Origin of the sequence: Flavobacterium noncentrifugens, assembly GCF_900100375.1 — a bacterium.
Classification (GTDB): domain Bacteria; phylum Bacteroidota; class Bacteroidia; order Flavobacteriales; family Flavobacteriaceae; genus Flavobacterium; species Flavobacterium noncentrifugens.
On record NZ_FNEZ01000002.1, the window covers coordinates 124923 to 148691 of the forward strand.

Annotated in this window: 18 protein-coding genes; 6 read left to right on the top strand and 12 right to left on the bottom strand. The window is 39.1% G+C overall.

Going from position 1 to position 23769, the window contains the following annotated elements:
• The first annotated feature begins 416 nt into the window (after positions 1 to 416).
• From BLS32_RS05215 to BLS32_RS05230, 4 genes are read left to right on the top strand one after another with little or no spacing between them, the layout of a single operon-like run.
• On the top strand, positions 417 to 2366 hold the full coding sequence (locus BLS32_RS05215; protein WP_245699346.1) for a T9SS type A sorting domain-containing protein: 1950 nt from the start codon (positions 417 to 419) through the stop codon (positions 2364 to 2366).
• Between the two features lie 13 nt (positions 2367 to 2379).
• Positions 2380 to 5412, top strand: a complete 3033-nt coding sequence (locus BLS32_RS05220; RefSeq protein ID WP_139171695.1) for a hypothetical protein — start codon at positions 2380 to 2382, stop codon at positions 5410 to 5412.
• Positions 5413 to 5415: 3 nt separating this feature from the next.
• Positions 5416 to 8949, top strand: a complete 3534-nt coding sequence (locus BLS32_RS05225) for a DUF6443 domain-containing protein (RefSeq protein ID WP_091392640.1) — start codon at positions 5416 to 5418, stop codon at positions 8947 to 8949.
• Between the two features lie 2 nt (positions 8950 to 8951).
• The gene (locus BLS32_RS05230; protein ID WP_091392642.1) at positions 8952 to 9437 is read left to right on the top strand and encodes a hypothetical protein; all 486 of its coding nucleotides are present in this window, start codon (positions 8952 to 8954) and stop codon (positions 9435 to 9437) included.
• Positions 9438 to 10077: 640 nt separating this feature from the next.
• Here BLS32_RS05230 and BLS32_RS05235 read toward each other — a convergent pair.
• The 12 genes from BLS32_RS05235 to BLS32_RS05290 all read right to left on the bottom strand — a co-directional run bounded on the left by BLS32_RS05235 (position 10078) and on the right by BLS32_RS05290 (position 22326).
• Complete coding sequence (locus BLS32_RS05235; protein WP_091392643.1) at positions 10078 to 10413, bottom strand: helix-turn-helix domain-containing protein; 336 nt, start codon at positions 10411 to 10413, stop codon at positions 10078 to 10080.
• A 2-nt stretch (positions 10414 to 10415) separates the two neighbouring features.
• Positions 10416 to 10889 carry a lipocalin-like domain-containing protein gene (locus BLS32_RS05240; protein WP_091392645.1) on the bottom strand — a complete coding sequence of 158 codons (474 nt, stop codon included), beginning with the start codon at positions 10887 to 10889 and terminating at the stop codon, positions 10416 to 10418.
• A 210-nt stretch (positions 10890 to 11099) separates the two neighbouring features.
• Positions 11100 to 12398: a hypothetical protein gene (locus BLS32_RS05245; protein ID WP_139171696.1), complete on the bottom strand. Its 1299-nt coding sequence runs from the start codon at positions 12396 to 12398 to the stop codon at positions 11100 to 11102.
• A gap of 34 nt (positions 12399 to 12432) precedes the next feature.
• The gene (locus tag BLS32_RS05250; protein ID WP_091392648.1) at positions 12433 to 12711 is read right to left on the bottom strand and encodes a helix-turn-helix domain-containing protein; all 279 of its coding nucleotides are present in this window, start codon (positions 12709 to 12711) and stop codon (positions 12433 to 12435) included.
• Positions 12712 to 12784: 73 nt separating this feature from the next.
• The gene (locus BLS32_RS05255; protein WP_091392650.1) at positions 12785 to 13408 is read right to left on the bottom strand and encodes a hypothetical protein; all 624 of its coding nucleotides are present in this window, start codon (positions 13406 to 13408) and stop codon (positions 12785 to 12787) included.
• Position 13409: 1 nt separating this feature from the next.
• Positions 13410 to 14717 carry a tyrosine-type recombinase/integrase gene (locus tag BLS32_RS05260; protein ID WP_091392651.1) on the bottom strand — a complete coding sequence of 436 codons (1308 nt, stop codon included), beginning with the start codon at positions 14715 to 14717 and terminating at the stop codon, positions 13410 to 13412.
• Between the two features lie 278 nt (positions 14718 to 14995).
• A complete protein-coding gene (locus BLS32_RS05265) occupies positions 14996 to 15445 on the bottom strand; it encodes a hypothetical protein (protein ID WP_091392653.1) in 450 nt (149 codons plus the stop codon).
• A gap of 54 nt (positions 15446 to 15499) precedes the next feature.
• A complete protein-coding gene (locus tag BLS32_RS05270) occupies positions 15500 to 16024 on the bottom strand; it encodes a hypothetical protein (protein ID WP_245699347.1) in 525 nt (174 codons plus the stop codon).
• 10 nt (positions 16025 to 16034) lie between these two features.
• On the bottom strand, positions 16035 to 18314 hold the full coding sequence (locus BLS32_RS05275) for an ATP-binding protein (protein WP_091392657.1): 2280 nt from the start codon (positions 18312 to 18314) through the stop codon (positions 16035 to 16037).
• Positions 18315 to 18317: 3 nt separating this feature from the next.
• Entirely contained in the window at positions 18318 to 18905 is a 588-nt protein-coding gene (locus tag BLS32_RS05280; protein ID WP_091392658.1) for a biliverdin-producing heme oxygenase, read from the bottom strand.
• A 66-nt stretch (positions 18906 to 18971) separates the two neighbouring features.
• Entirely contained in the window at positions 18972 to 21047 is a 2076-nt protein-coding gene (locus tag BLS32_RS05285; RefSeq protein WP_091392660.1) for a TonB-dependent receptor, read from the bottom strand.
• 4 nt (positions 21048 to 21051) lie between these two features.
• Positions 21052 to 22326: a PQQ-dependent sugar dehydrogenase gene (locus tag BLS32_RS05290; RefSeq protein ID WP_091392661.1), complete on the bottom strand. Its 1275-nt coding sequence runs from the start codon at positions 22324 to 22326 to the stop codon at positions 21052 to 21054.
• 183 nt (positions 22327 to 22509) lie between these two features.
• Between BLS32_RS05290 and hpt the strand changes: the two genes are divergently transcribed.
• Both hpt and BLS32_RS05300 read left to right on the top strand, forming a co-directional pair.
• Positions 22510 to 23040, top strand: coding sequence for a hypoxanthine phosphoribosyltransferase (hpt, locus tag BLS32_RS05295; protein WP_091392663.1), 531 nt, complete (start codon positions 22510 to 22512; stop codon positions 23038 to 23040).
• Positions 23041 to 23083: 43 nt separating this feature from the next.
• Positions 23084 to 23656, top strand: coding sequence for an adenylate kinase (locus tag BLS32_RS05300; protein WP_091392665.1), 573 nt, complete (start codon positions 23084 to 23086; stop codon positions 23654 to 23656).
• Positions 23657 to 23769: the final 113 nt, after the last annotated feature.

Here is a 23769-nt window from a genome sequence, read left to right on the forward strand (position 1 = left end):
AACTACCTCGTACGGCCTATGCAACTTTTTTTTACTCTTGCTTGCCGGTTTTTTCTTTGCAATTTTCTTCCTCGACTTAATGGCACTATAATTTTTTACGTGAATGTAATAAAAACATCGATATATTCTTCACGATGAAAAGGTTAACCGATTAAACTTTTCTGTAGATTTATTTTGATCTACGAAATTTGTTAAAAAAAGCATAAAAGAAAGTTGCTACTTAATAAGCTTTTCAATAGGTTTGCGCAAATAAATAAAAGCAAATACCACTTCCGCTTTTAATGGATCATTCTTGATGCCTTCCCTTGACTGGGCGCATATTGATGAATTCTTTTATGTCTGCAATCTGTTCCATGCAGGCTATCGCATAATACAAATGAATCACCGTCGTCCATCGGCTGCATAATTAATATACTATGAAAAATATTTTTTTAATCGTTCGAAATTTTATTGGCGTGTCATTATTCATAACACCCACGATAGATTATTCTCAGGATATGCTTTGGGAAAAATCCTATGGAGGGAAAAATGCTGAATATTTATTTGATGCTGTACCAACGGCTGATTACGGATTTATCTTGGCAGGAAGTTCGCTTTCGGGCAAAACGGGAAATAAAACTTCCGAAGGTGCTGGAGACTTGGATTACTGGATTTGGAAAATGGATGAAAGCGGGGACATGGATTGGCAAAAAAGTTTCGGTGGAAGCGGTTCCGACTTCCTGCAATCGATACGGCTCACCAACGATGGTGGTTTTATTCTTGCCGGAAATTCTAATTCTGGACAAGGACAATCTAAAAAAGATGATACTTACGGCGGGGATGATTTCTGGATTATCAAGCTTGATGCTGGTGGAGGCGAACAATGGCAAAAAACCATTGGCGGGCTGGGGCAGGAGAAAATAAAAAGCATTGCACAGAGTAAAGAAGGCGGATACATTGTAGGCGGTTCATCAGGTTCCGACAAGTCCGAAAACAAAAAACAAAACGGCTACGGAAATCTCGATTATTGGGTCGTCAAACTGGATAAAGATGGAAAAGTTATGTGGGAGAAAACTTTCGGTGGAATTTATCTTGACGAATTACGCAGCATCGAGCAAACTGCCGATCAGGGATACATTTTAGGAGGATATTCCAATTCGCCAGCTTCAGGCAATAAAAAAGACGACAATATAGGTATCGGCGATTACTGGGTCATCAAACTTGATAAAGATGGTGAGGAAGAGTGGCAACAAGTCATAGGCGGTGATAAAGATGATGAATTGGCCGTAGTACACCAGACTTATGACGGCGGTTACATTCTGGGTGGAAATTCCAATTCGGGATCAAATTACGGCAAAAAGAAAAGCAATGGTAAAGGTACTGATTTCTGGGTTGTTAAACTTGATAAGGAAGGCGCAATGTTTTGGCAGGAAACCTATGACTTCGGTGTCTCAGATATATTGACTTCAATTGTAGAAAATAAAGACCATACTCTACTAATCGGAGGTTTCGCAAAATCACAAGCGAATAACAAGAAAAAAGATGAGAAAGGAATAAATGATTACATCGCCTTAAAAATATCAGAAACAGGAGAGCAACTATGGGATAAAACCGTTGGTAGCGACGGAGAGGACATTCTGACAAAAGTAGTGGAAACCAGGGACGGCGGTTATTTGCTTGCCGGGACTTCAAACCCGGTGCGAAGTGCAATGGGAATCGCGGGAACAAACTCAGGTGTGGGTGACGGTTCCTCAATTGGCTTGGGAAATGGCGAGCAATTACAAGGTATAAAAGACGTGACAGACAAAGCCAATGGCAAAATTGCTGAAGCGGCGGAAAGTTTTAACAAAGGTTATATTGAAACGGTCGGAGCGGCCGCTGATCAAATCAACAAAGCAACTGACTTAGGTGCAGATTCTCCTCTAAAATTCGGCGTAAACGCCCCCAAAAGTCCGTTAGGGAATGTGCCTTCTATCGGCGGTGGAAATAGCGGCTCAGGAATGGATGCTGGAAAAGCTATGGATGGGTTGTCATCAGCCCTTGGTGGAGGAAAAGCGAACATCCCACCATCACGCGATAAGAAAACACATTATGGAAACAGCGATTTTTGGGTTGTAAAACTTTTAGATAAAGAAAAGCCGAGAGTTGTAAAAGCAACAATTGAAGCGTTCCCGAACCCGGCAGGTGATTTTACTAACGTGATTGTAGGGTATGAATTTGAAAACGGAACTGCAACTGTGGTTGATTTAGCTGGGCATACTTTACAGAGCTTTGAAATTACAGGAAGGACTATTCCGATAAATTTAAGTGCGTATCCGGAAGGTATTTACATAATAAACATTAAGACAAATGTACAGAGTGACGGAATTAAAGTGGTTAAAAAGTAATTACATAGTTAAAATGAAAAACGAATCAAAAAAACCAATTTTTAGAGCGTTGATGTTCTGTCTTCTGATTGCGCAAACTTCTGTCGCGCAAAGCGGCCAACAGATTCAGGATAAGTATATGCCAAACATGCCTTCAAGTCCTTCGGCGGCATCAATGTTTAAATTTCAGGAAATAGGATTAAACGAATACAACGGCTCTGCAAGTATCAATTTACCTTTAGTAGATATACCACTTTTTCCACTTAACCTTACTTATAAGGCCACCAGTGGAAATCGTGTGGCAGACGATGCTACAATGGTGGGGCTGGGCTGGGATATTAATTTTGGCTCTATAGTCCAAACGGTTAATGATATCGATGATTTTAGAGCATTGTATGATTATCAAATTGGCAGATATCGAAAACAGAGACCAGATTATCAAGGGTTTGTTTATCCTGGAAATGCACCTTATGCTTGTCCTTATGTATCTTATCAGAATCAATTATGTTATGCTCCAGGAAGCCAATATCCTTTGTCAACACCAAGTGCAACGGTGGGAAATACAGTCACATATGGATATTATGGAATAGCAAACGGAGCGCTGACTGAAATGTATGACATGATTGCTCAGGAGTGGTATGATTCAGAGCCGGATATTTTTACAGCAAATTTTCTTGGACATTCACTTGTATTTACAACAGATTTTCTTTCGGCTGAGAACGTGGTAAATTTCAAATGTTTAAATAGAGTGGGATACCGAATTGAATTCGGGTTAACCAATCCTGAACAAACAAGTTTTGTAATTATTGATCCTGAAGAAACAACTTACACATTTGAAGCTGTAGAAAATGTTAAAGGCTACCTTAATTCACAACCCACAACTAATTTTACAAATGTCATCAGTTCGAGAACTTGGAAATTAACAAACATTACTGACATAAAGGGAAAAACAGTCACAATAGATTATTCAGATATTAACAATGTGATTAACGCGCCCGCAGTTTCGCAGACTTTTTGTCAAACAACAATCTCCAGTCAGACGTACGCTTCCGGAACCAGATGTCAGACTTTTGGCAATTTGACAATGGAAAATTGGGGTGACAATTCGGTAAGTTATGATGCTAATAACTACGCTCCAATAACGGCGACTACAAAGTCAACAACTTATACGTCATCTACAAAACAAAATGTGAAGCTGATAAATTCAATTACCTGGAATGAAGGTAAAGTCAATTTCCACTACTCCACCCGCACAGACAGTCCGCTATTAAAGAAATTGGATTCAATTGTTGTACGAGATTATAATGCAAATAGAATAAAGAGCGTCAAATTTGCCTATGACTATTTTACTTCGGCAACGTCAAATACTCTTGTAACTGGACATACAGCGAATGAAGCGATGTATAGGTTGAAACTAAACTCAGTCAATATTAACAACCAATTATATACTTTCTCCTACAATCCTCAGAGTCTTCCTAAGAAAAATTCTTTCGCAATTGATTTTTGGGGGTATTTTAACGGAAGCGTAGGCAACACGTCGTTTGCACCTAACCCGAATCAATTTGTAGGGTACGCCGATATGGTAAATCAAGGAAACAACCTTAATGCTAATGAAACTTTTGCAAAGGCCTATATTTTGGAAAAAATTACATATCCCACCAAAGGTTACACTTCTTTTAAATATGAACTGAACGAAGCGGTAAATTTATTTTTTAATCAACAGGTTACGGCACAAGCGCGAACAAAAGGAAATGGATTAAGAATTAGAAAAATCCAAAACTACGATTCAGACGGCAAGCTGATTACCTCAAAATTATATGAGTATTTTGGAGGAAAAACAATGTTACCATTATTGGTTGGAAAAAGCACACAATATGACGCGGCAGCTCAACATCCGGATTATGCGGGCTATCTCTATCATACTGAAGTGCGTGAATTGTCAGCTGCAAGTTATTTTAATGTATCTCCAATCGGAGTATCAAATTATATCGGTTACGATAGAGTGAGAATTACGCAGGAAACCGATAGTGATTCCGGATATATTGATAAGAACTACCGTAACCTACCAGAAAATGTGGCTTACGCTTCTGGAAAGAAATTAAATGGCAATTTTACATCACCACAAACGGGGTTTGATAACGGGTCAGTTATGGAAGAAAATATATATAATGGCTCTAACCAATTATTGAAAAATACGATTTTTGATTACAATAACTATCTCAGTGTAATCGACTATGGAGTAAAAATTACCCCTTACGGAACCTATTTTTCACCATCATGCAGTTCTAATAATGGCAGTCTCTTTAGAATGATTCCCCGATTTTTATTCAGCTCATATCCTATTTTTTCTAAACAGACTTTGCTTAAAAGTAGCGTCCAGACAGAATATTTTGATGGAAATCCGATGGTGACCACAACAAACTACATTTACAACTCAAATAGGGATATTGCGTCCATTACTACAACCAATGGTGTCGATTCTCAAAAGAAAGAAATAGCCTATTCTGAGGTTGTTTCAGCAATCCCAGTGAGTACACAATATTATAAAAATAACGTGCTTACCGCTACAGAGAGCTGTTCTTATACTGTACTTGGCTCATTGTATCTGCCTGAATATATATCATCTGCAAAGCCATATGCCCCAACGTCTTCGGAGCAAAAAACATTAGCACTACAATATGACTATCTTGGCAACGTATGGCAGTATCAATATGAGAACGACATGCCAACGTCAATTATCTGGGGATATAACAAGTGTTTGCCGATTGCAAAAATCGAAAACGCCGACTATTATCAAATTGCAGCAGCATTAAATATTGATCCCGATGGGGAAGGACTTGATGCTTTAAATGAGGGTAATTTAGCTTCTATAAACAATCTTAGAAATTTACTGCCCAAAGCATTGGTGACTACGTATACGCATATTCCCTTAGTAGGAGTAAGTACAGTGACTGATCCTAAAGGGGACATTTTTAAATATTTTTACGATTCTTCAGGCAGGCTTAAATTTGTCAAAGACAAAGATGACAATATAATAAATGAGAATATATACAACTATAAACCATAATACATGAAAAAAACATATTTTCTGTTTCTTATATTTCCTCTTGTCGTTTCAGGGCAAACTCCGAATGTTTTAGAGAATTTTGTTTGGTCAAAGACATATAAAGTACCTACACAAAACGGTGTAAATATTGTTGGTAGTGGAGAAGCAGTGACTTCTGATAAAAAGTTGCAAATCATCAATTACTTTGACGGACTGGGTCGTTTAAAACAAAAGATCGATTGTCGCCAGACAATTTCAGCAATGGATATAGTTACACCGGTTGTGTATGACTCAATAGGTAGACAAACGAAGGAATACTTACCCTTTAATACTTATTATGACACTGGTAATTTTTCTGATAATGCACAAGTAATACAATCCATCAATAACCAGTATAATGACCAATATTGGCAAACAGTACCCTATAGCGACAAATTGTTCGAGCTTTCTCCATTAAATAGATTGTCGAAGCAGTCTGCCACAGGAAATGCTTGGGCTATGGGTAGCGGAAACGAAGTAAAGTTTGCGTATCAGACCAACGTAGCAAACGAAGTAAAAAAATATACTGCAACCACTTCTGCAACAAGCGATTATGGCATTAGCTTGGATGATTACAATGTTTACTACAATGCAAACGAGCTTTACAAAAGTATTACAAAAAATGAAAACTGGAGGGCTACTGATGGTGACAATAATACGGTACAGGAATTTAAAAACCTGTATGGACAAATGATATTGAAGCGAACTTTTAACAATTCTGTAGCGCATGATACTTATTATGTTTATGATATTTATGGCAATCTAACTTATGTGATTCCGCCACTTGCAAATACAAGCAACCGCGTCAGTGATGAAATTAAAAATGGCTTATGTTATCAATACCGCTACGACCACCAGAATCGCTTGATTGAGAAAAAGCTTCCCGGAAAAGACTGGGAATTTATCGTTTATGATCGCCTTGGTCGTGTTGTAGCAACCGGGCCTGCTTTCTCTCCTTTTACAGATGCCACCGCGCCAAACAATGTAGGCTGGCTCATCACAAAATATGACGCGCTTAGCCGTGTGGTTTACACCGGTTGGTATGCCGCAACTGTAAACACTGGCGCGCGCGCAACCCTACAACAAGCAAAAAATGTAGTGACCAATAATTTCAATGAAACCAAGCTGGCTTCTGGCAATATTGATGGAATTGATGTGCGCTACAGCAATACGGTTGTTCCAACAACTTTTAAACTGCTTACGGTAACCTATTATGACGATTATGCTTTTGCTAATGCGCCGACGCTATTCTCGACAGTATTGACAGACAACAGCCAGACGGTTTATTATAACAACAGCACACAAAAGCCAAGAGGTCTTCAAACTGGATCATGGGTGCGCGTACTACAAGCTGCAAGCAACATTTTGGGAGAAACGACTTATATTTTATATGATAACAAAGCCAGGGCAGTAAGAAACTATAAAAAAAATTATCTTGGTGGATATACCCAAACAGACAGTAAGATCGATTTTGTAGGTAAAATCCTGAAGACTGAAACACGACACAAACGTTTAAGCAGCAGTACGGAATTAAAAACCACCGAAGTTTTTACATATTCAGGGCAGGACAGACTTTTGTCCCATACCCATCAGGTGAATAACGGCACAGTGGAATTGCTGGCTGAAAACAATTACAACCACCTCGGGGTTCTGTCTTATAAAAAAGTAGGAAATACAGCAGCTGCACCATTACAAAAAATAGATTACGTTTATAATATCCGTGGATGGTTAACAGGCCTTAATAATGATCCTGATACAGGTCAAGTAGTCCTGAACACTTCTGAAAAAGATTTATTTGGCTACAAGATTAATTACAATACAGTAGAGAACGAAACCAATTATACAGGTACAGCATTGTTCAACGGCAACATTTCCGAAACCTTTTGGCGCACTTCAGCAGATAATGTTTTACGGAAATACGGTTATAAATATGACCATCTAAACCGGTTAGCTTCTGCTACATATCAAAAACCAGGAACATCTATAGCGGTTACCAATTCCTACGATGAAAGCGCATTCTATGACAAAAATGGCAATATTACAGATTTGATACGAAATGGCGATTTCGATTCTTCGACGCAAGCTCTGGAAATCGACAGGCTCAGTTATGTATATCAAGCGAACAGTAACCGCCTGATGAAAGTAACCGACAACTCCGGGCAATACAGTACGCAGGGTTTTGCAGATGGAGCCAATACGGGCGATGATTTCCAGTATGATGCAAACGGCAACATGATTACCGATCTGAATAAGGGAATTAATAGTAATGGCGCGAACCCTATCAAATACAACCATTTAAATCTGCCTACGGAAATTGTGACTGTGTTAAGCCCGCTTCGGAAAATCAATTATATTTACAATGCGGCGGGAGTAAAAGTGCAGAAAATCCTTTCGCAGGGATCAACAACAATCCTGACGGATTATCTGGACGGCTTTCAATACACAGGCAACGTTTTAAAGTTTTTCCCTACAGCTGAAGGTTATGTGAATTTTGATTCAGGCGTTTACAAATATGTTTACAATTATATCGACCATTTAGGCAACGTGCGATTGAGTTATACTTCTGACCCAGGATCCCCAAGCGGCCTGGCTATTATGGAGCAAAGTCATTTTTATCCTTTCGGGCTAAAGCACAAAAGTTATAACGTTAGCATTTTGAAATTAAGAGGTAATCAGCCGGAACAAGCATTGGAGCCAGTTTACAAATACAAATACAGTGGAAAAGAATACCAGGACGAGTTGGGGCTAAATATGTATGATTATGGCGCGAGGAATTATGACCCTGCAATTGGTAGGTGGATGAACATTGACCCTTTAGCTGAAACATCACGAAGGTTTTCTCCATATACTTACGCGTTGAACAATCCAATTTATTTTGTTGACCCAGATGGAATGCAGGCGGGTGATTTTCAGGCCTGGGGCACAACACTAACCGGGCAGGAAGCTAAAATTGCATTTGTAAAATTAAGAAATGATGTAGCGGCTGAAGAAGAAAATGATGATGAACCCCCTGTAAATTTGTTTAAACCAACATCCGAAGATATACATCAAAAACCGTTTAATGATGTTTTTGATGAAGCTAATAAAGTTGGTAATTATAAGAATGGCGATATGGTTTTCACGGTTTATGGACATGGTAGTGAAGTTCACATTGGAGATAACAAACATAAACCAGATCGAGATCTTATGAATGCAAAAGAATTTGATATTGCTATGAAGGAAATGAGTGTTGCCTATAGAAAAGTTGAAAAAATGACTAAATTTAGTTTAACTCTTTATACTTGCGAATCTGCAAGTGGCGATAACCCAATGGCAAAACAAATATCGAAGGAACATCCTAATGCTACAGTTACAGGTTTTGACGGATATGTTGGCTACGCAAAAGCGAATGGAAAAGCGTCAATTACGCGAGTAAGCAGTAATATCGATATGAAAGATCGAAATGGATACATTGTAACTTATAAAAATGGTAAAGAAGTAAACAGAGAATTGTACAATTCATATTTAAAAAACAAATAATAATGAAAATAAAGTCATCATACGTGCTAATTTTAATATCTGCTTTTTACATTTCTTGCAACAGAAAAAAAGATATAGGTGCGACAGAAATTCAACATGAAAAAGTTACCAGTCCATCTCAATCATATTTGGATGAATTTCAAAATACTGAAAAAATTAAACAGTTAATATACAAAGTAAAGGAAGGGGATACGTTAGCCTACCGAAAGCTGAGACATATATTTTACTATAGTGGCCACTCAAAAGAATTTCTTTATTATGCAATGTTAACTGCTGAACAAGATTATCCATTAGCCTATTTTGATGTGTATACTTTACTATATTCGTTAAAAAATCCAAAGAGCAAAACTAATAAGTTAGCAAATTACTATCTTTTTCTCGCATATGAGAAACATGCAGAACATTCCAAGACAACGATAGAAGAAAGATTTGGAAACTCTTTTAGAGTTCCTAATGCAGAAGATTACTGGAGGGAGGTTACTAAATAAGTATCTGATTATATAAGACTAAAACCGGATACGGCATATAGTTTTCGTTTTAAAACGATAGCAAAGAATTGTAATCTTTGTGATTAATTATAAGAAAAACTTTGCGGCAAGCATCTATACTTTTTTTGTGATGATTTCAGTTGTTCAAATCTCAAAAATCATACAGAGCAGAGATTTAATATTAACCGGTTTTATCATTTTACAAATCAAATTTATTTTTGTGTATCCCTGCGTGCGGAAGTGTAAAAATCACCGAACGCGCAGGCACGCAAATACAACTGCTACATTTTTTGTTATAGTATCACTGAGGAATCGATGATAGTAAGGTTATCGGCCCCTTAATGATAAAACGTATTTTTTATATGTCACCGACTTCGGTAGGGTAGCGCCCATTTCTCCGATATTTACATTTTAGAAAACGGAATGAAAATAGGGTATGGGGTCATCTTTAAAAGAGAGCACCACCAAATTTTGACTCTTTTGATGGTGCATTTATTAGGATTCCGATTCATTGCTATATCGCGTCAATGCGATACTCAGTATGAGTTTTTAATGCGCTTCCGGTGTTCAAACTTATCTGCATTCTTGCTTAATTTTGTAGATTAAAGTACGTCGCTGTTAAAGTTTCGATGGTTGATTTTTATTCGTCATCAACGTTATCTCTATATATAATGTAATCTTTTTCCCTAATTAGCCATGATTTTCCTACTTTACTGGCTTTCAGTAGACCAATTCTACAATGACGTGTTATTGTTGAAACCGATTTGTTGGTCATCTTCGCTACCTGACCAACAGTATAATTTCTTGCGTCTGATGTAAAATCTGGCGGATTCGTTTGAAGCTTTTTGTCAATTTTACTAATGATGTTGTTTAGCACTTTGTTCGAAAGCGAATCAACAAGGTAGGGCATCCAATCAACCGAGTGTAATTGTCCATCGATTACAATGCCGAAATCATCTTTGCTGTAAGTTGTCATCGCTATTGGGATTTATTGCATGTTTCGACAACTCTTTGAGCTTGTGGAACAGTGGCCTCTCCTGTCGCGGTTTTTGAATAAAACCTTTCCAAACGAATAGTTAGCGAATTGGCACTTATGATGTTATATTTTGTAATGGAGCCGTTTTCACCGGATGTATAAGTCAGGATATCACCGGTTACTGAATACGCCCCTTGTCCTGTTATCTGCCGACAGTAATTGTTTCCGCCGGTCTGATACATAGAAAATTTTCCAATTATAGCACCGTTGTCTGTTCCAAATTCATACCAGTTATAGTCTTCTTCGCATCCACTAATTGCTTGCGGTTGGCCGTTTACTGTTTTAGCAATTAGGTTCCAATGGCCTGTCAGATTTGTGGAAGCCGGTGATAGGTTTTCTGTAGTTTCATCATTGTTTCCATCGCTGGAACAGGAAAATAGCAGCATTAAGGCAACTGCGATAATAAGTCTTTTCATTTTGTGGTAATTTAGCGTTAATGATTAAAAAAAGGAGCGCAGCTTTCACCATGCGCCGCCAGGCTTACCACAGCCTTCATGAACAATAGATCCAGCCACGCCCAAAAGGGCGCAGTGTATCATTATTTGTCCATGTCATGTTGAGTGGTAATTCGGCGACTGGCAATAATGAAAACAATACGTTATTTTCAGGTGCTAATACAAATTCATTTAATATTGACCCGCGTTTGCAATTGCACTGAGTCTAAAAATTGTCGGCTGGTAATCTGGATAAAGTTGTCGTTGCCTAATTTGCTGATTGCTTCGCACATTTCGGATGTTGTGAGCGAGTTCCTTAATTTGCTTTTTCGGCGAAGCGTATCTCCACAAAGGCGATAAATACTTTTCCAAAAGAGCACTGAAAACTCCTGGTTCTTTTTCTCTATAAAACTTTAATCCTGTATGGCTCAAAAGAATGCTGTCTGCTCTTTGCATCGAAATGTCCAGTCCGGTTACGGAGCAAACAGTTGTTGATCTGGACTGAGCGATGTCGAAAACTCCTCTTGGTTGAATCGATACGCCTAAAATAGAACTGTTAATGGTTACGCATTTGCACTCATCACAGTGTCGGTTAATCGTTACACATTTTTCCTCGATTTCTTTCAAAATTTGTTTTTGCAAGTTGTCTGAGTGCTGTTCAATAATTTTTTTAAGTTTTTTCTTAGGTCGGTCGCGATATTTGGCTGATATATCACGTAACCAATATCGAGGATTGGCAAATTGTGTCAATAAACTTCTGTCTTTTTTGGATAATTCATGATTTCTAATGCTATAATCATACGCGACAATTTCTTCAAATTTGATCAAAAGCATTTTTGCCGCTTTTTCGAGCGTATCTGGAACTATATCTTCAAAAGTTCTCACACCGATAGATTTTAAGTCTTGCATCCTTGTATATTTTACTTCTATGCGCAACGTATCAGTCGTCATACCATACTGCCAAGATTTGAAATATATTTTTATTAGATATCTCTGATGTCTTACCTGTGCGTAATTACCTTCGTAATCGTATTGGAACCCAATGTTTTGGTGAAAAAGCAATCCGTCAATAAAATAGCGAGGATTGAAAGCTGGTTCAACATTAACTCCAAATTCCACATTCTGAAAAATCATTTGGGACGCAGTACATCCGAATAAGGTCATTAAATGCTGACGCGTTTCGGCTATAGAACAATACGTAAATAGGTTGCCATTGAAACCTTTGTCTCTTTTTTTAGGGTCGTGGTTAGGTGCTTTTACTTCATGTATGTGATTCCAAAGTTTGTGTACGCTTCCCGAAAATTCCACATGCTGAATTTTCTTTTTTGATTTTCCGCATTTCCCGAATTCATGTTTTGTTATAATTTTAATCTCACAAGTTCTATAGTCTGCGGTAATGACTTCTTCGAAAATTTCCGCAGTTGATGTCGAAATCTCACATTTAAAATCCAGCGCCTTGTTTTTGAGAAGGCGCTCGATGTCAATGTTCATTAGGGCGAGTTTTACGTAGTCTAATGCTGCCATGCTAATCGCGTAAGCGAACCATACTTTGATCAATCTCCGACCTCAGAAAATATACCCTATTGCCTTTGTAACAAGGCGAAAGTTTTCCCGACTTTGACCAATTGTTTAACGTAGATAAATCGATGTCAAAAAGATCAGCAACCTGTTTACGAGTTAAGTACTCGTTATGTTGCTGCGGAGTGAAGTTCTTTAAGAATTCGTTTAAAACTCTTTTGATTTCGCCTGCAATTAGGCTTTGAAGTTGATCAGGCGTTACCTGAATAAATTGTACTACGCTCATAAATATTTAATTTTATGAGACAAAGAACTTTTAGGTTTAAATTAGGGCATTCCCTAAAAAGATGGATGTACGGCTATTTTGATAGTATGCCCTTTGATATCAGCATTGCCTTTACCTTTTCAACTGAGGTTTTGGAATTATATGGATTCTTGTTTTCTGCTGAAGTGTCATTGAGAAGCGCGTTCAAGTATGGTTGCACAGTGCTTCTTTTTTCTCCGGTTAACAAAGCAATGAAATGTGCAAGATTATTCACCGACGTTGAGAAAGCGACGTTTTCACGTAAAAATGACAAGAGTCCCAGTTCTTGGGCAAGAATAACCTTTTGTACAGCGTTAAGTGAACGTGTGCTGTTAAGATCTTCTTTTTCTAAGCCATCGGCATCAAATAGTCGTTCATAGATCAAATTTGTTTTTCGTTCGGTTTCCAAATATTTGCCTCGCTCGCGTAAGTGGCGGCGGTAATTATAATAATCTTCAAAGATTTGCGCGGTTTCGGGGGTAAATTCCGCATCCATCGTTAGTTCCTCGTTCATTGCCCGTTTGATCCGTTCCAATTCCGATTCCACCAATTCTGACTCTGATGCGAAAATCTTTTTGCGAACATACACGTCCACATAGTCATTATAGATGCCAATCGAAAGCGGTTTCAATCCATGTGTCTTTTCGATGCTATTCTTATCTTGTTTTATTTTAGTCATTTTAACTGCTTCTAATTACTTGAAGTTTTGTTATCTTTTCTCTTTCCCAATCTTGTACTAATTTTCTAAATAAATCGGCATTTGCGTCTTTGTCCTGTCGTTTGTTTATATAGACTAAAAAAGTGCTTTCCTTGCTATGACCAGTTATAGTCATCAATAATGGGGTTGGAATCCTCATATAATAGTTGGTTGCAAAAGAGCGACGAAGACAATGAGTTGATATAAGTTCCCATTTTGGATACCTGCCAAATTCAACTCGATTTGTAAGCGGATTTCGTTTTTCGCCTTCAACAATTTGTGTTAGGCCTGCAACTTGGCAAACTACCTTTATTAGGTCGTTGAATCGGTCATAATTAATCTGTTTTGGAAAGTCATTTTCAATTATTTTAATGATATGTGGCTTTATGATTGGAACGGTTACATCCTTTCCAACTTTTTCTTGATCAACGTCGAGATAAAGTAGGCCGTTTTTATATCGAAAATCTTCAGGTTTCAATTCGAGTAAGTCACCGCTTCGCTGCGCAATTTCGCATCCTAAAAGCATCCAATTCCTAACATTTTTTAGTTCTTCAGTTTCAATTATTGCCTCGCGCACTTTGTCGAGTTCTTCAAATGATAAGGTTTGAATGTATCGATCATCGTCAGTTTTTCTAAATGACTGAATAACCTTCGAATGTGGATGAACCCGAATTTCATTGCGATCAGCATCTAAGCAAACGGTTTTTATCATATCTAAGTGCTTTCCTGCATAGCTGACACCGTAATTTTCGTTATTCAAAAGCCATGTCGTAAATCGTTCTATGAACGGGTTGTTGATTTCCATAAAGGATATTTGTCTCTTGATTGAAACTTCATATCGGGTAAATACGTTCTTGAACATACGGTAGTTTTTAATCGTGTTTTTGCTCAAACCGATTTTTATCTTTCCTGCTCTTTTAACTTTACGTGTACTGGCATTGTCGATTATATGCTGAACATAGTTAGAAAAGATATTACTATCGGACGCGGATACTCGATTAAAACAATCATTCACACACTTTTCTAACCAGTAAGAATTAATTACGGTTTCGCTGCCTTGATCTTCATTAAGTTTTGCGTGAATGAATGTCTCCAGTTTTTTTAGATTGGAGAAAAGCTTTTTACCATCTTCACTATTTTGTTTCGGAAAATTATTTTTACCCCAATTGTCAGGATGTGTGTTGAAGCCGCTATTTAATTCGAACACACCCGAACGACTAATAGATAGTCGGACTTTAATTGCAACGTGCTTATTTGCCTTACTGCGTATACGGAATTGTATCGATGCCATGTAAAATTATGATTGGTACAATGCAAATATATCTGATTTGATATAACTGACCAACAATTGCCCAACCAAATTGCGTTATAATTCTATTTGATTCCTTTTAGATCACCAAACCTTTTATTGCAAAAATCCATTAGGGTTCTTATATTATGGGGATTAAGTTGTCTTAGAAGCGTTTACTGAATTGGTGAAAACTAACTGAGAAGTGCTTACTGGAGTGCTGGTTCGAGTCCAGTCTAGGGCACAAAAAAAGGATAGCTTTATGCTATCCTTTTTTTTATTTAATTTACCAAATATGTTTTCGTGACTGAAAACGGAGGATAAGGAACCTCTGGATTTACGGGAACAACTGGCGGAGCCGGCACGGTTCCAACCTGCGTATCAGACAACACGCCATCAACATAAATTTCTACCGAATAGTTATGGTCAACGCCGGTTTTATTCTGAAAATTCAAATCCATTTTTGTTAGAAACGGTTTTTGAACAATAATGGTTTTCGAAAATGAAAGCGGTGAAACGTCGTTGAAAAAACCAGATTCCATTGTGCCATCAACACTTTTATATTTAAAACTTGTCACGACATCGGCTGACGAAACCGTAAATTTATAACGCACATCTGTACCTGTTGGCGGGCCGGGAATGATTTCTTTTATAGCGTCATCATCACTACCGCATGAAATAACCATGATTGGGATGATCAGTAAAATAAATAATTTTTTTAATTTTTTCATAGCAATTTATTTTTAGGCGAATGTCGTAAAATTTTTAAAAACCACAAAATAAAGCTATTTCATTCTTTTTAAAATGTCTTTCGTGGCTATTTTGTAAGCAGCAGTATGCAAAGAAAAGTCCTTCTCAATAATGTTTTTAAGCTCGGGATATACGGTTTTTTTGATTTTTCCAAATTCAAACAATGCACGCATCGCATATACTTTTGATGCCACTTTTGTTTGGCCGATCATCCAGTCAAAACAGGTTTCGGTAATCACGCGGATGTGTTTGGAACGCAGGTAAACACGGTCGTTTTTTAATTCGCCAATATGCTTTTGCGACAGGAACAGGCAGATCTTAGAAATGCTTCTGACGGCGCCGTCTTGTTTGTACAATGGTAAAATTTTGCAAAACACATCCAGATAATCATCAATCCATTCCAGTTTCGATTCCAAAACCAACTCTAAAATCCAGCAGGCTTTGTGATGGTTTTTATCTTCCAGGCCGAATGCAATAGCGAGCAAATCCTCGAAATCTTCCGGATGCTTTAAAATGTAATCCGAATTGAATTCACGGCTTTTTCGGTGCGCTGAACTCACCGCAATTTGATTATACAGTTGCAGGTTCCTCATCTTTGCAAGGGAAAAAGAGTGTAAATACCGCACCTTCATCTGGCCTTCCTTCAGCAATTATAGTTCCGCCGTGGTTTTGCATGATTTTCTTGCAAAGCGCCAGTCCAACGCCCGAGCCTTTGTATTCGGCATGTCCGTGCAAGCGTGTAAAAATATTAAAGATCGATTCTGAATACTGTTCCGAAAACCCGATACCATTATCCGAAAAAGTGATTTCATGGCAAAACTGGTTCTGTGCGTGAATGTTTTTTTTGCGCTCTGATGCCAATAAAATCTGAATTACCGGAGCGCGGTTTTCATCAGCATATTTAAGTGAATTCTGGATCAGGTTCATAAAAAGCTGCTTTAATAAAAAAGAAACGCCGTTCACAACAGGAAGTTTTTCGCTTTTTACAAAGGCTTTGCTTTCGCCGATAGTGTCTTTCATGTCAGTTAACACTTCGTCCAAAATCTGGTTTAGGTCAATGTCTTCAAATGATTCGGCGTTGTATTTGATCCGGGTATATTTTAAGATGTCTATCAGTAAAGTCTGCATCCTGTTGGCCGAACTGCTCATTCGCTTCACCGATTCAAAAGCTTTTTCAGGAAGGATTTCGGTTTCGCTCGTAAGCAGCATCGATGCAAAAAACTGGATTTTCCGAAGCGGTTCCTGTAAATCATGCGTGCTGATCCAGTTGATATTTTCGAGTTCGGCATTCGATTCCTTGAGTTGCTCGCTTAGTTTTCGGTATCGTTCTTCTTCAAGGCTGATGAGGTACAAGCCAATTTGCTTTTGCAGCGCATGGGCGTAATTTGCAGCGGCATTGAGTTCTGGCTGCTGCCAATCGTTGCTTCGGAATTTCACGACCTGTTTCCACAGATTAAATGAATTCCGGGGATGCAGGCCGCGGCTGTCGCGAATAATCGCTTTTTCAGGATCGCCGCCCCAATTGACTTCTGTCAGTGTTTCGGGACGGTACCAAATGATGGCGTTTCCGTTGCCCAGCGAATGGTAATTAATGCCCGAAATTTGCTCACATAATGACTTTTTATCGGAAATAAAATTGACAAGTTTATCTGTGAAAAAAGTGCTGTCGTTGCTGTATTCAGAACACCAATTTGCCAAATAGCGAATGTCATCATCTGATGGTGCAAGCCCGTTTTTATACACATTTCCATTGATTAGCAAGGATACGCCAGCTGCATTGCAAACCCGCAGCAATTCTGGGCTGATGCTTATAATTTTAAAAGATTCTATAACCGGAGGCAAATTGAACGCCGTTAGTTTTTCGAGTGAAATATTAGTCTTTCGCGCCACTTCGTATTCCTCATTCGACTGGCGCACATCAATTTGCGAAGTGATAAACTGGCCTTGCAATTGCGCTGCCAACCGGATTTCCGGAGAAAGGTTTTTCTGGGAATAATGATGGCACGCAATCAATCCCCACAACCTTCCGCGATGGATCAGCGAAATGGTCAATGTGGCACCAACACCCATATTTTGCAGATATTCCACATGAATAGGTGAAGTGCTTCTCAAAACCGAAATGCTGAGGTCAAGGTCTTTATCCGATGCATCGGCAATCGTGTAAATCGGAACCGGCGTATAATTAATATCGGTGATTAAACGCAACAGGTTTCGCATATACAATTCGCGCGCCTGCGGTGGAATGTCGCTGTGCGGATAATGCAATCCCAGGAAAGGTTCAATGTCTTCGCGGCAGCTTTCTGCAAATACTTCGCCATTGTATTCTTTGTCAAAACGGTAAATCATCACACGATCGTAACCGGTAATTTCACGCGTTCCTTTGGCGACAAGCTCACACAATTCCTTGAGGGTCGAAGTCGTATTCATATACGAAACAAACTTCACCGATTGCTTGTAAAGGTTTTCCTGTAAATTGGTTTCGGGATTTTCGGGTTCTGCTTCAATAATAAAAGTCGGACCGCTTTTATGAATGCTGCAAAGAAAATTTTTATTGTTGATGAAAAGTTTTTGCGGTACTGATGAGTCAAGTCCGAAATTTTGTACATAATCTGTTACAATTGTCCGGTTTTCATCACCAAATGCTTCGCCAAAAGTTTTTCCCAGCAAAAAATCATAAGATAATCCGCAATATCCGGCACTGTTCCCGCTGCAAAAAGTAATTTTCCTGCTTTCCTCGTCAATGCCAATCAAAAAACCGTGCGGCTGGATGCTACCCGGAATATGAATCGGTTCATTCTCGCAATTCGTCAGGTTGACAAGGTTGCGGTTGACAATATCCTTGTACTTCATATTTTATTTGGAAAAATGCTGGTGAATGGCCTGAAAGGCAAAATCCGCCCCAGCGATAATTTCATCACTGTTGCCGTTTTTTTCTTCGTATTCGGTTAAAATATTCAGGAAATTTTTCCACGAACTTCCGGTTTTATTGCCGTAACCGTTAAAATACGAAACACCGTTTTCTTCATAACCCAAGACCGATTGGAGGTTTTTTAAGATAAATCTGCCGCCGAGTGACGAACCTTCAACAACATATAAGATCCCAACAGCAAACGGAACGGAAAAATTTTCTGAATTTTGGGTAAATGGTAAATTTGAATCGGTTTTGGAAGCATTCAAAAAAGCCAGATCGGCATCAATCAACGGCAATTTTTTTCTTTCTTCAAGATCGGGAAAAATATTCTGGAGCAATGGAAAAATGTTGTTTTCTGTATCTTCGATGACATCATGCATCAGCTTCAGGTAATGTGCATACGCTTCAGCGGTAACTTTTGTCGAAGTGATCGAAGCCGAAACTGGCAGGCTTTCTAAATTTTTATGTGAATCGGCCGTATTGGCTCTTAACTGGTCTAAAAAAGTAAGGGAATTTTCTATGTTATTCATGGTTTGATCTATGGGATTTCGTCATTTGCATCACAACCAAATATAGCGATTTCTATCAGACATTCATTAAAAATGATAAGCGACTGAAAAACTGCCGTAATAATTCACAGGCAAACCCGGATAATAAAATCGCGGTGCGGCAGTTCCAACTCCTGTAGCGTTTGGCAGAATTAATGAAGCGTATTGTTTATCGGTAACATTGTTGATTCCGGCAGCTAGATTGGCATTAAGATTTTGAAAGATTTCGAATCGGTAGCCTGTTTTCAAATCCAGAATTTGATAGGCATCCGTAAAATCGGCATTGGAATCGTTTAACGGAATTTTATCAACAAACCTGAAATCGCCCGACAAATACCAGCCAAAACTGCTGTTCAATGTCAGTCCGGCATTTGCTGTATTTGCAGGAACGCCGGTTAATTTATGTCCTGAAAAATCGTTTCCGAGGTTGTTGAATCTTTCAAATTTGTATTCGCCAATAGAAGCCGCAACATACGGATTCAATACAAATATTTTATTGATCTGCCAATTGTAATTTAGTGAAATTTCGATTCCCTGATGCAAGGTTTCACCTGCATTAATGCCCACATATTGATCGTCGCTGACGCGTTGGGCAACTAGTAAATTGTTGATTTCCATTCGATACATCGCTATTTCAGCAAACAACTTCCTGTCGAAAAAATAAAATTTCCCACCGAGTTCATAATTGTAGCCGCTTTCTGGTTTGATGTCTGAATTGATGTTTCCCGAGGCGGTCAAAGTTTCCTCGACGCTCGGCAATGAAAACCCTTTGCTTGCTGAAAGATAAATTGTCTGGAAATTCGTCGGCTTGAAAAGCAATGAAATTTGCGGCGACCAGATCGCATCATAACTGTATTTCTCAGATGAAATTTCAGGAAAATTATTGTCTAAAGTAAATTCGGTTTTGTTGATGTTCATTCCGGCCTGGACTTCAAATTTCTTTGAAAGCTGCATCCGAAGTTGCGCAAAAGCATTCAAAAAACTTCGATTTTGCTGCGTTCCTGTCAGTTGAAAACCTTCCAAACTTCCAAGTCCGTTGTTTTGTTTGTATAAATTTTGAAGCGTTCGACCCGAATAATCATCTTTAAAATATTCGAATCCGGCATTGAATTTTGTTTTAATATTCGCAATGTCAAAATCGCCCGAAAACTGCGTCCGTACACCATAAGCAAAAGTATATTGCTTTAAAATATCAAATGGGCGCGGTTCATTATTTTGTTTGTAATTGACGAAAACTGCGGTTGAGTTTTTGATTTTTTGGGAGATTTTCCAGTCGTATGACAATCCGCCAAGGAAAGAATTGTACTGTTTGTAGCCTTGCGAAGCTGCCCAGGTTGCCGCTGCTGCACGCGGATTTTCATCGAATGTTTTCCTGTCGATCGAACTTGGCAAATAGGCTTTCAAATACGTGTAATTTCCAAAATAAGTGAGCTTGCTTTCTTTTTTTCGTAACAATTCTCCCGCTAAAGTCAGCCCTTCGCGGTAATAAGCACTGTTGTTTCGCCAGCCGTCGGATGCGAGTTTGTGGTAACTTAAATTCAGGCTTGCCGTTTTTTCGTTTAAACTGTAACTGACGGTGTTTTTCATCAATCCAAATGAACCGTAAACCGTGCTTAATTTCAGATTGTTTCCTGCGGTTCCCGATAATTTCGGGCTGATTAAAATCGCGCCGCCCAAACCCGAACCATAAAGGCTCGAAAGCGGGCCTTTGATAATTTCGACCTGATCGATATTTTCAACGTCAATGTCTTCAATCGTCGTTTCGCTGTCGCCGGAAGTTAGCGGAATGCTGCCGTAAAAGGCGCGTATTTTATTGGTTCCATAAGGCGTTCTGGCGCCGATTCCGCGGATTGAAATCCGGCTGGTCGTAATATTTGCCGATTGCATCAAAACGCCCGGAATTAAATTCACTGCAGCTGAAATGTCGGTTAAATTATTTCTTTGCAAATCTTTTGGCGACAAAATCCCAATCGCAGCCGGTGCGTTCAGTAAACTGTCGTTGAGGTGCAGCGAACTGATAACGACTTCTTCGAGTTTATCCGGAATGGAATCGCGTACTTTTTGTCCAAAAAAACACTGGAAACACAAAAGCATTCCCAGTACTAAAATCTTTTTAAAAAGCATCAAATTATTTGTTTGCGGTTACTTTCCAGATCGTATTTCCGCTGTCGTCGTTCACCAAAAGCGAACCGTCGTTCATCACAGTAACTGCAACCGGACGCCCATAAACTTCGGCTTTTTCTTCATTCGCGATAAATCCGGTTAAAAAATCTTCAGGTTTTCCCGATGGAACGTCATTTTTAAATGGGACAAAAACAACTTTATATCCTGAGATTTTCGAACGGTTCCACGAGCCGTGTTGCCCAATGAATGCACCATTTCTGTATTTCGCAGGAAAAGCTTCTTTGTCATAAAATGCCAATCCGAGAGAAGCCGTGTGCGCGCCAACCGGAACGTCAGGAACAATTGCTTTTGCTGCTAAATCTTTGCCTTGCCCTTTCATTCTCGGATCTAAAATATTGCCGTAATAGGAGTAGGGCCAACCATAAAATCCGCCTTGTTTGACGCTTGTGATGTAATCGGGAACGAGATCGTCGCCAAGTTCGTCGCGTTCATTTACTGCAGTCCACAATTCGCCGTTTCCGGGATTCCAGTCCATCCCGACTGGATTGCGTAATCCGCTTGCAAAAATTCTTTCACCTGTTCCATCTGGATTGATCTCTAAAATATTCGCGCGGCGTACTTCTTTATCCATGCCGTTTTCACCCACATTGCTTCCGGAACCGACAGAAATATAAATTTTCGAGCCATCGGCATTCGAAATTAAGTTCCGCGTCCAATGGTTGTTGTAGCCGCCAGCGGGAAGTTCGAGTACTTTCACGGCTTTCGCACTCATTTTCAATTCAGCTTCTTTGTATGGATATCGGTACAAACCATCCGTATTTGCTACATAAAAATGGTTGTCGGCAACGAGCATCCCAAATGGTTTGTTGAGTCCTTTTAAATAGGTTTCGCGGGTTTCAAAAGTGCCGTCTTTGTCTTTATCACGAAAAACCGTGATCTGGTTTTTGCTTGTCATCGTACCGCTTTCGCAGACGAAAATATCACCGTTTGGCGCGATGTATGTCCATCGCGGATTGTCGAGGCCATCTGCAAATTTTGTAACGGTAAATCCTTCCGGAGCTTTTGGAGTCGCACCTTCCGGCCAGTCGACCATGCTGTTTCGATTGGTTTTGGATTTTGTCGCGAATGGCGGTGGTAATGTAAGGTCGCCAATCGCCGTTTTGACTGTAGTTCCGGGCTGTTTTGCCAAAGCTTCTTTGTCTTCCTTCTTGACCTGGCCGTTGCAGGAAGCCATAATTATTGCCGTAAAAAGCGTAAAAGATAGTGTCGTGGTTTTCATAGTGTTGTTGTTAAAAAGTAATTATCCCTAACAATTTAGGCATTAAATATTTTTTCGGAAAAATTACATCCGAATATTATAGGTTATTTAACAGTCTGAAAAAAGTGCGCCCAAACTGCAATTTCTGTTAAAGTACTCCATTCTAATTCAGTATATTTGCAAATTATTTTAAAACTGAAACCAGTGATACAATTACACGATAAACAGTTTGTCCCGTTTATTTCCGCGCAGGAAATCGACTTTGCAATTGCCGAAATGGCGCGTCAGGTAGAAGCAGATTTTGCCGATGATATTCCCGTTTTCGTAGGCGTTTTAAACGGTGCTTTCATGGTCATTTCCGATTTCATGAAACATTACACCAAGCCGTGCGAAGTCAGTTTCATCAAAATGGCATCTTATGAAGGCATGGAAACCACGCATGAAGTCAAGCAACTCATCGGTTTAAACCAGGATTTGACTGATAGAACCGTGATCGTTATTGAAGACATTGTGGATACCGGAAACACGCTCGAAGAACTCAAAGCCATGTTCAAAAAACAAAACGTAAAGCATTTCAAGATCGCAACGCTGTTCTTAAAGCCTGACGCTTATAAAAAAGACATCAAGCTCGATTACGTAGGAATCAGGATCCCAAACAAATTCATCGTAGGCTTCGGGCTCGATTATGACGGACACGGAAGAAACCTCCCGGAAGTCTATCAATTGGCCGAATAATTTAAGATTCAAAACAAAGCAACAACTCAACTATAATTCTAAAATGATCAACATCGTATTATTCGGAAAGCCCGGCGCAGGAAAAGGAACGCAGGCCGAATTTTTAAAAACAAAATACAATTTAGTACATTTATCAACCGGTGATATTTTTAGGTTCAACATAAAAAACGACACCGATTTGGGTAAACTTGCCAAAAGCTTTATGGACAAAGGCGATTTGGTTCCCGATGCAGTCACGATTAAAATGCTTGAGGACGAAGTGGACAAAAATCTCGATAAAGACGGATTTTTATTTGACGGATTTCCAAGAACAATTGCGCAGGCCGAAGCTTTAGACACTTTTCTGGAGACAAAAAACTGGAAAATTACGGCAACGATCGCACTCGAAGCAAACGATGAAATTTTAGTACAACGATTGCTCGAACGCGGAAAAACTTCCGGAAGGCCGGACGATCAGGATGAAGAAAAAATCCGGAACCGCTATCAGGAATACAATGAAAAAACCGCTCCATTAACGGAGTTTTACGATAAACAAGGGAAATTTCACGCCGTAAACGGCATCGGCTCGATCGAAGAAATTACCGAAAGGCTCAGCAAAGTCATCGACAATTTGTAAAGAAGCCAATCCGGCTGTACGCTGCAAGTCCTCGCCCGAAAAAATATTTTTCCACGACAAAAAAGAGCTTCCGTTGGTCGCTTTTTTTTATCGGCAAAAATTAATTTTTCAGC

Coding starts and splice junctions, on each gene's coding strand:
- BLS32_RS05215 (WP_245699346.1), top strand. CDS start 417: ATGAAAAATATTTTTTTAATCGTTCGAAATTTTATTGGCGTGTCATTA.
- BLS32_RS05220 (WP_139171695.1), top strand. CDS start 2,380: ATGAAAAACGAATCAAAAAAACCAATTTTTAGAGCGTTGATGTTCTGT.
- BLS32_RS05225 (WP_091392640.1), top strand. CDS start 5,416: ATGAAAAAAACATATTTTCTGTTTCTTATATTTCCTCTTGTCGTTTCA.
- BLS32_RS05230 (WP_091392642.1), top strand. CDS start 8,952: ATGAAAATAAAGTCATCATACGTGCTAATTTTAATATCTGCTTTTTAC.
- BLS32_RS05235 (WP_091392643.1), bottom strand. CDS start 10,413: ATGACAACTTACAGCAAAGATGATTTCGGCATTGTAATCGATGGACAA.
- BLS32_RS05240 (WP_091392645.1), bottom strand. CDS start 10,889: ATGAAAAGACTTATTATCGCAGTTGCCTTAATGCTGCTATTTTCCTGT.
- BLS32_RS05245 (WP_139171696.1), bottom strand. CDS start 12,398: ATGAACATTGACATCGAGCGCCTTCTCAAAAACAAGGCGCTGGATTTT.
- BLS32_RS05250 (WP_091392648.1), bottom strand. CDS start 12,711: ATGAGCGTAGTACAATTTATTCAGGTAACGCCTGATCAACTTCAAAGC.
- BLS32_RS05255 (WP_091392650.1), bottom strand. CDS start 13,408: ATGACTAAAATAAAACAAGATAAGAATAGCATCGAAAAGACACATGGA.
- BLS32_RS05260 (WP_091392651.1), bottom strand. CDS start 14,717: ATGGCATCGATACAATTCCGTATACGCAGTAAGGCAAATAAGCACGTT.
- BLS32_RS05265 (WP_091392653.1), bottom strand. CDS start 15,445: ATGAAAAAATTAAAAAAATTATTTATTTTACTGATCATCCCAATCATG.
- BLS32_RS05275 (WP_091392657.1), bottom strand. CDS start 18,314: ATGAAGTACAAGGATATTGTCAACCGCAACCTTGTCAACCTGACGAAT.
- BLS32_RS05280 (WP_091392658.1), bottom strand. CDS start 18,905: ATGAATAACATAGAAAATTCCCTTACTTTTTTAGACCAGTTAAGAGCC.
- BLS32_RS05285 (WP_091392660.1), bottom strand. CDS start 21,047: ATGCTTTTTAAAAAGATTTTAGTACTGGGAATGCTTTTGTGTTTCCAG.
- BLS32_RS05290 (WP_091392661.1), bottom strand. CDS start 22,326: ATGAAAACCACGACACTATCTTTTACGCTTTTTACGGCAATAATTATG.
- BLS32_RS05300 (WP_091392665.1), top strand. CDS start 23,084: ATGATCAACATCGTATTATTCGGAAAGCCCGGCGCAGGAAAAGGAACG.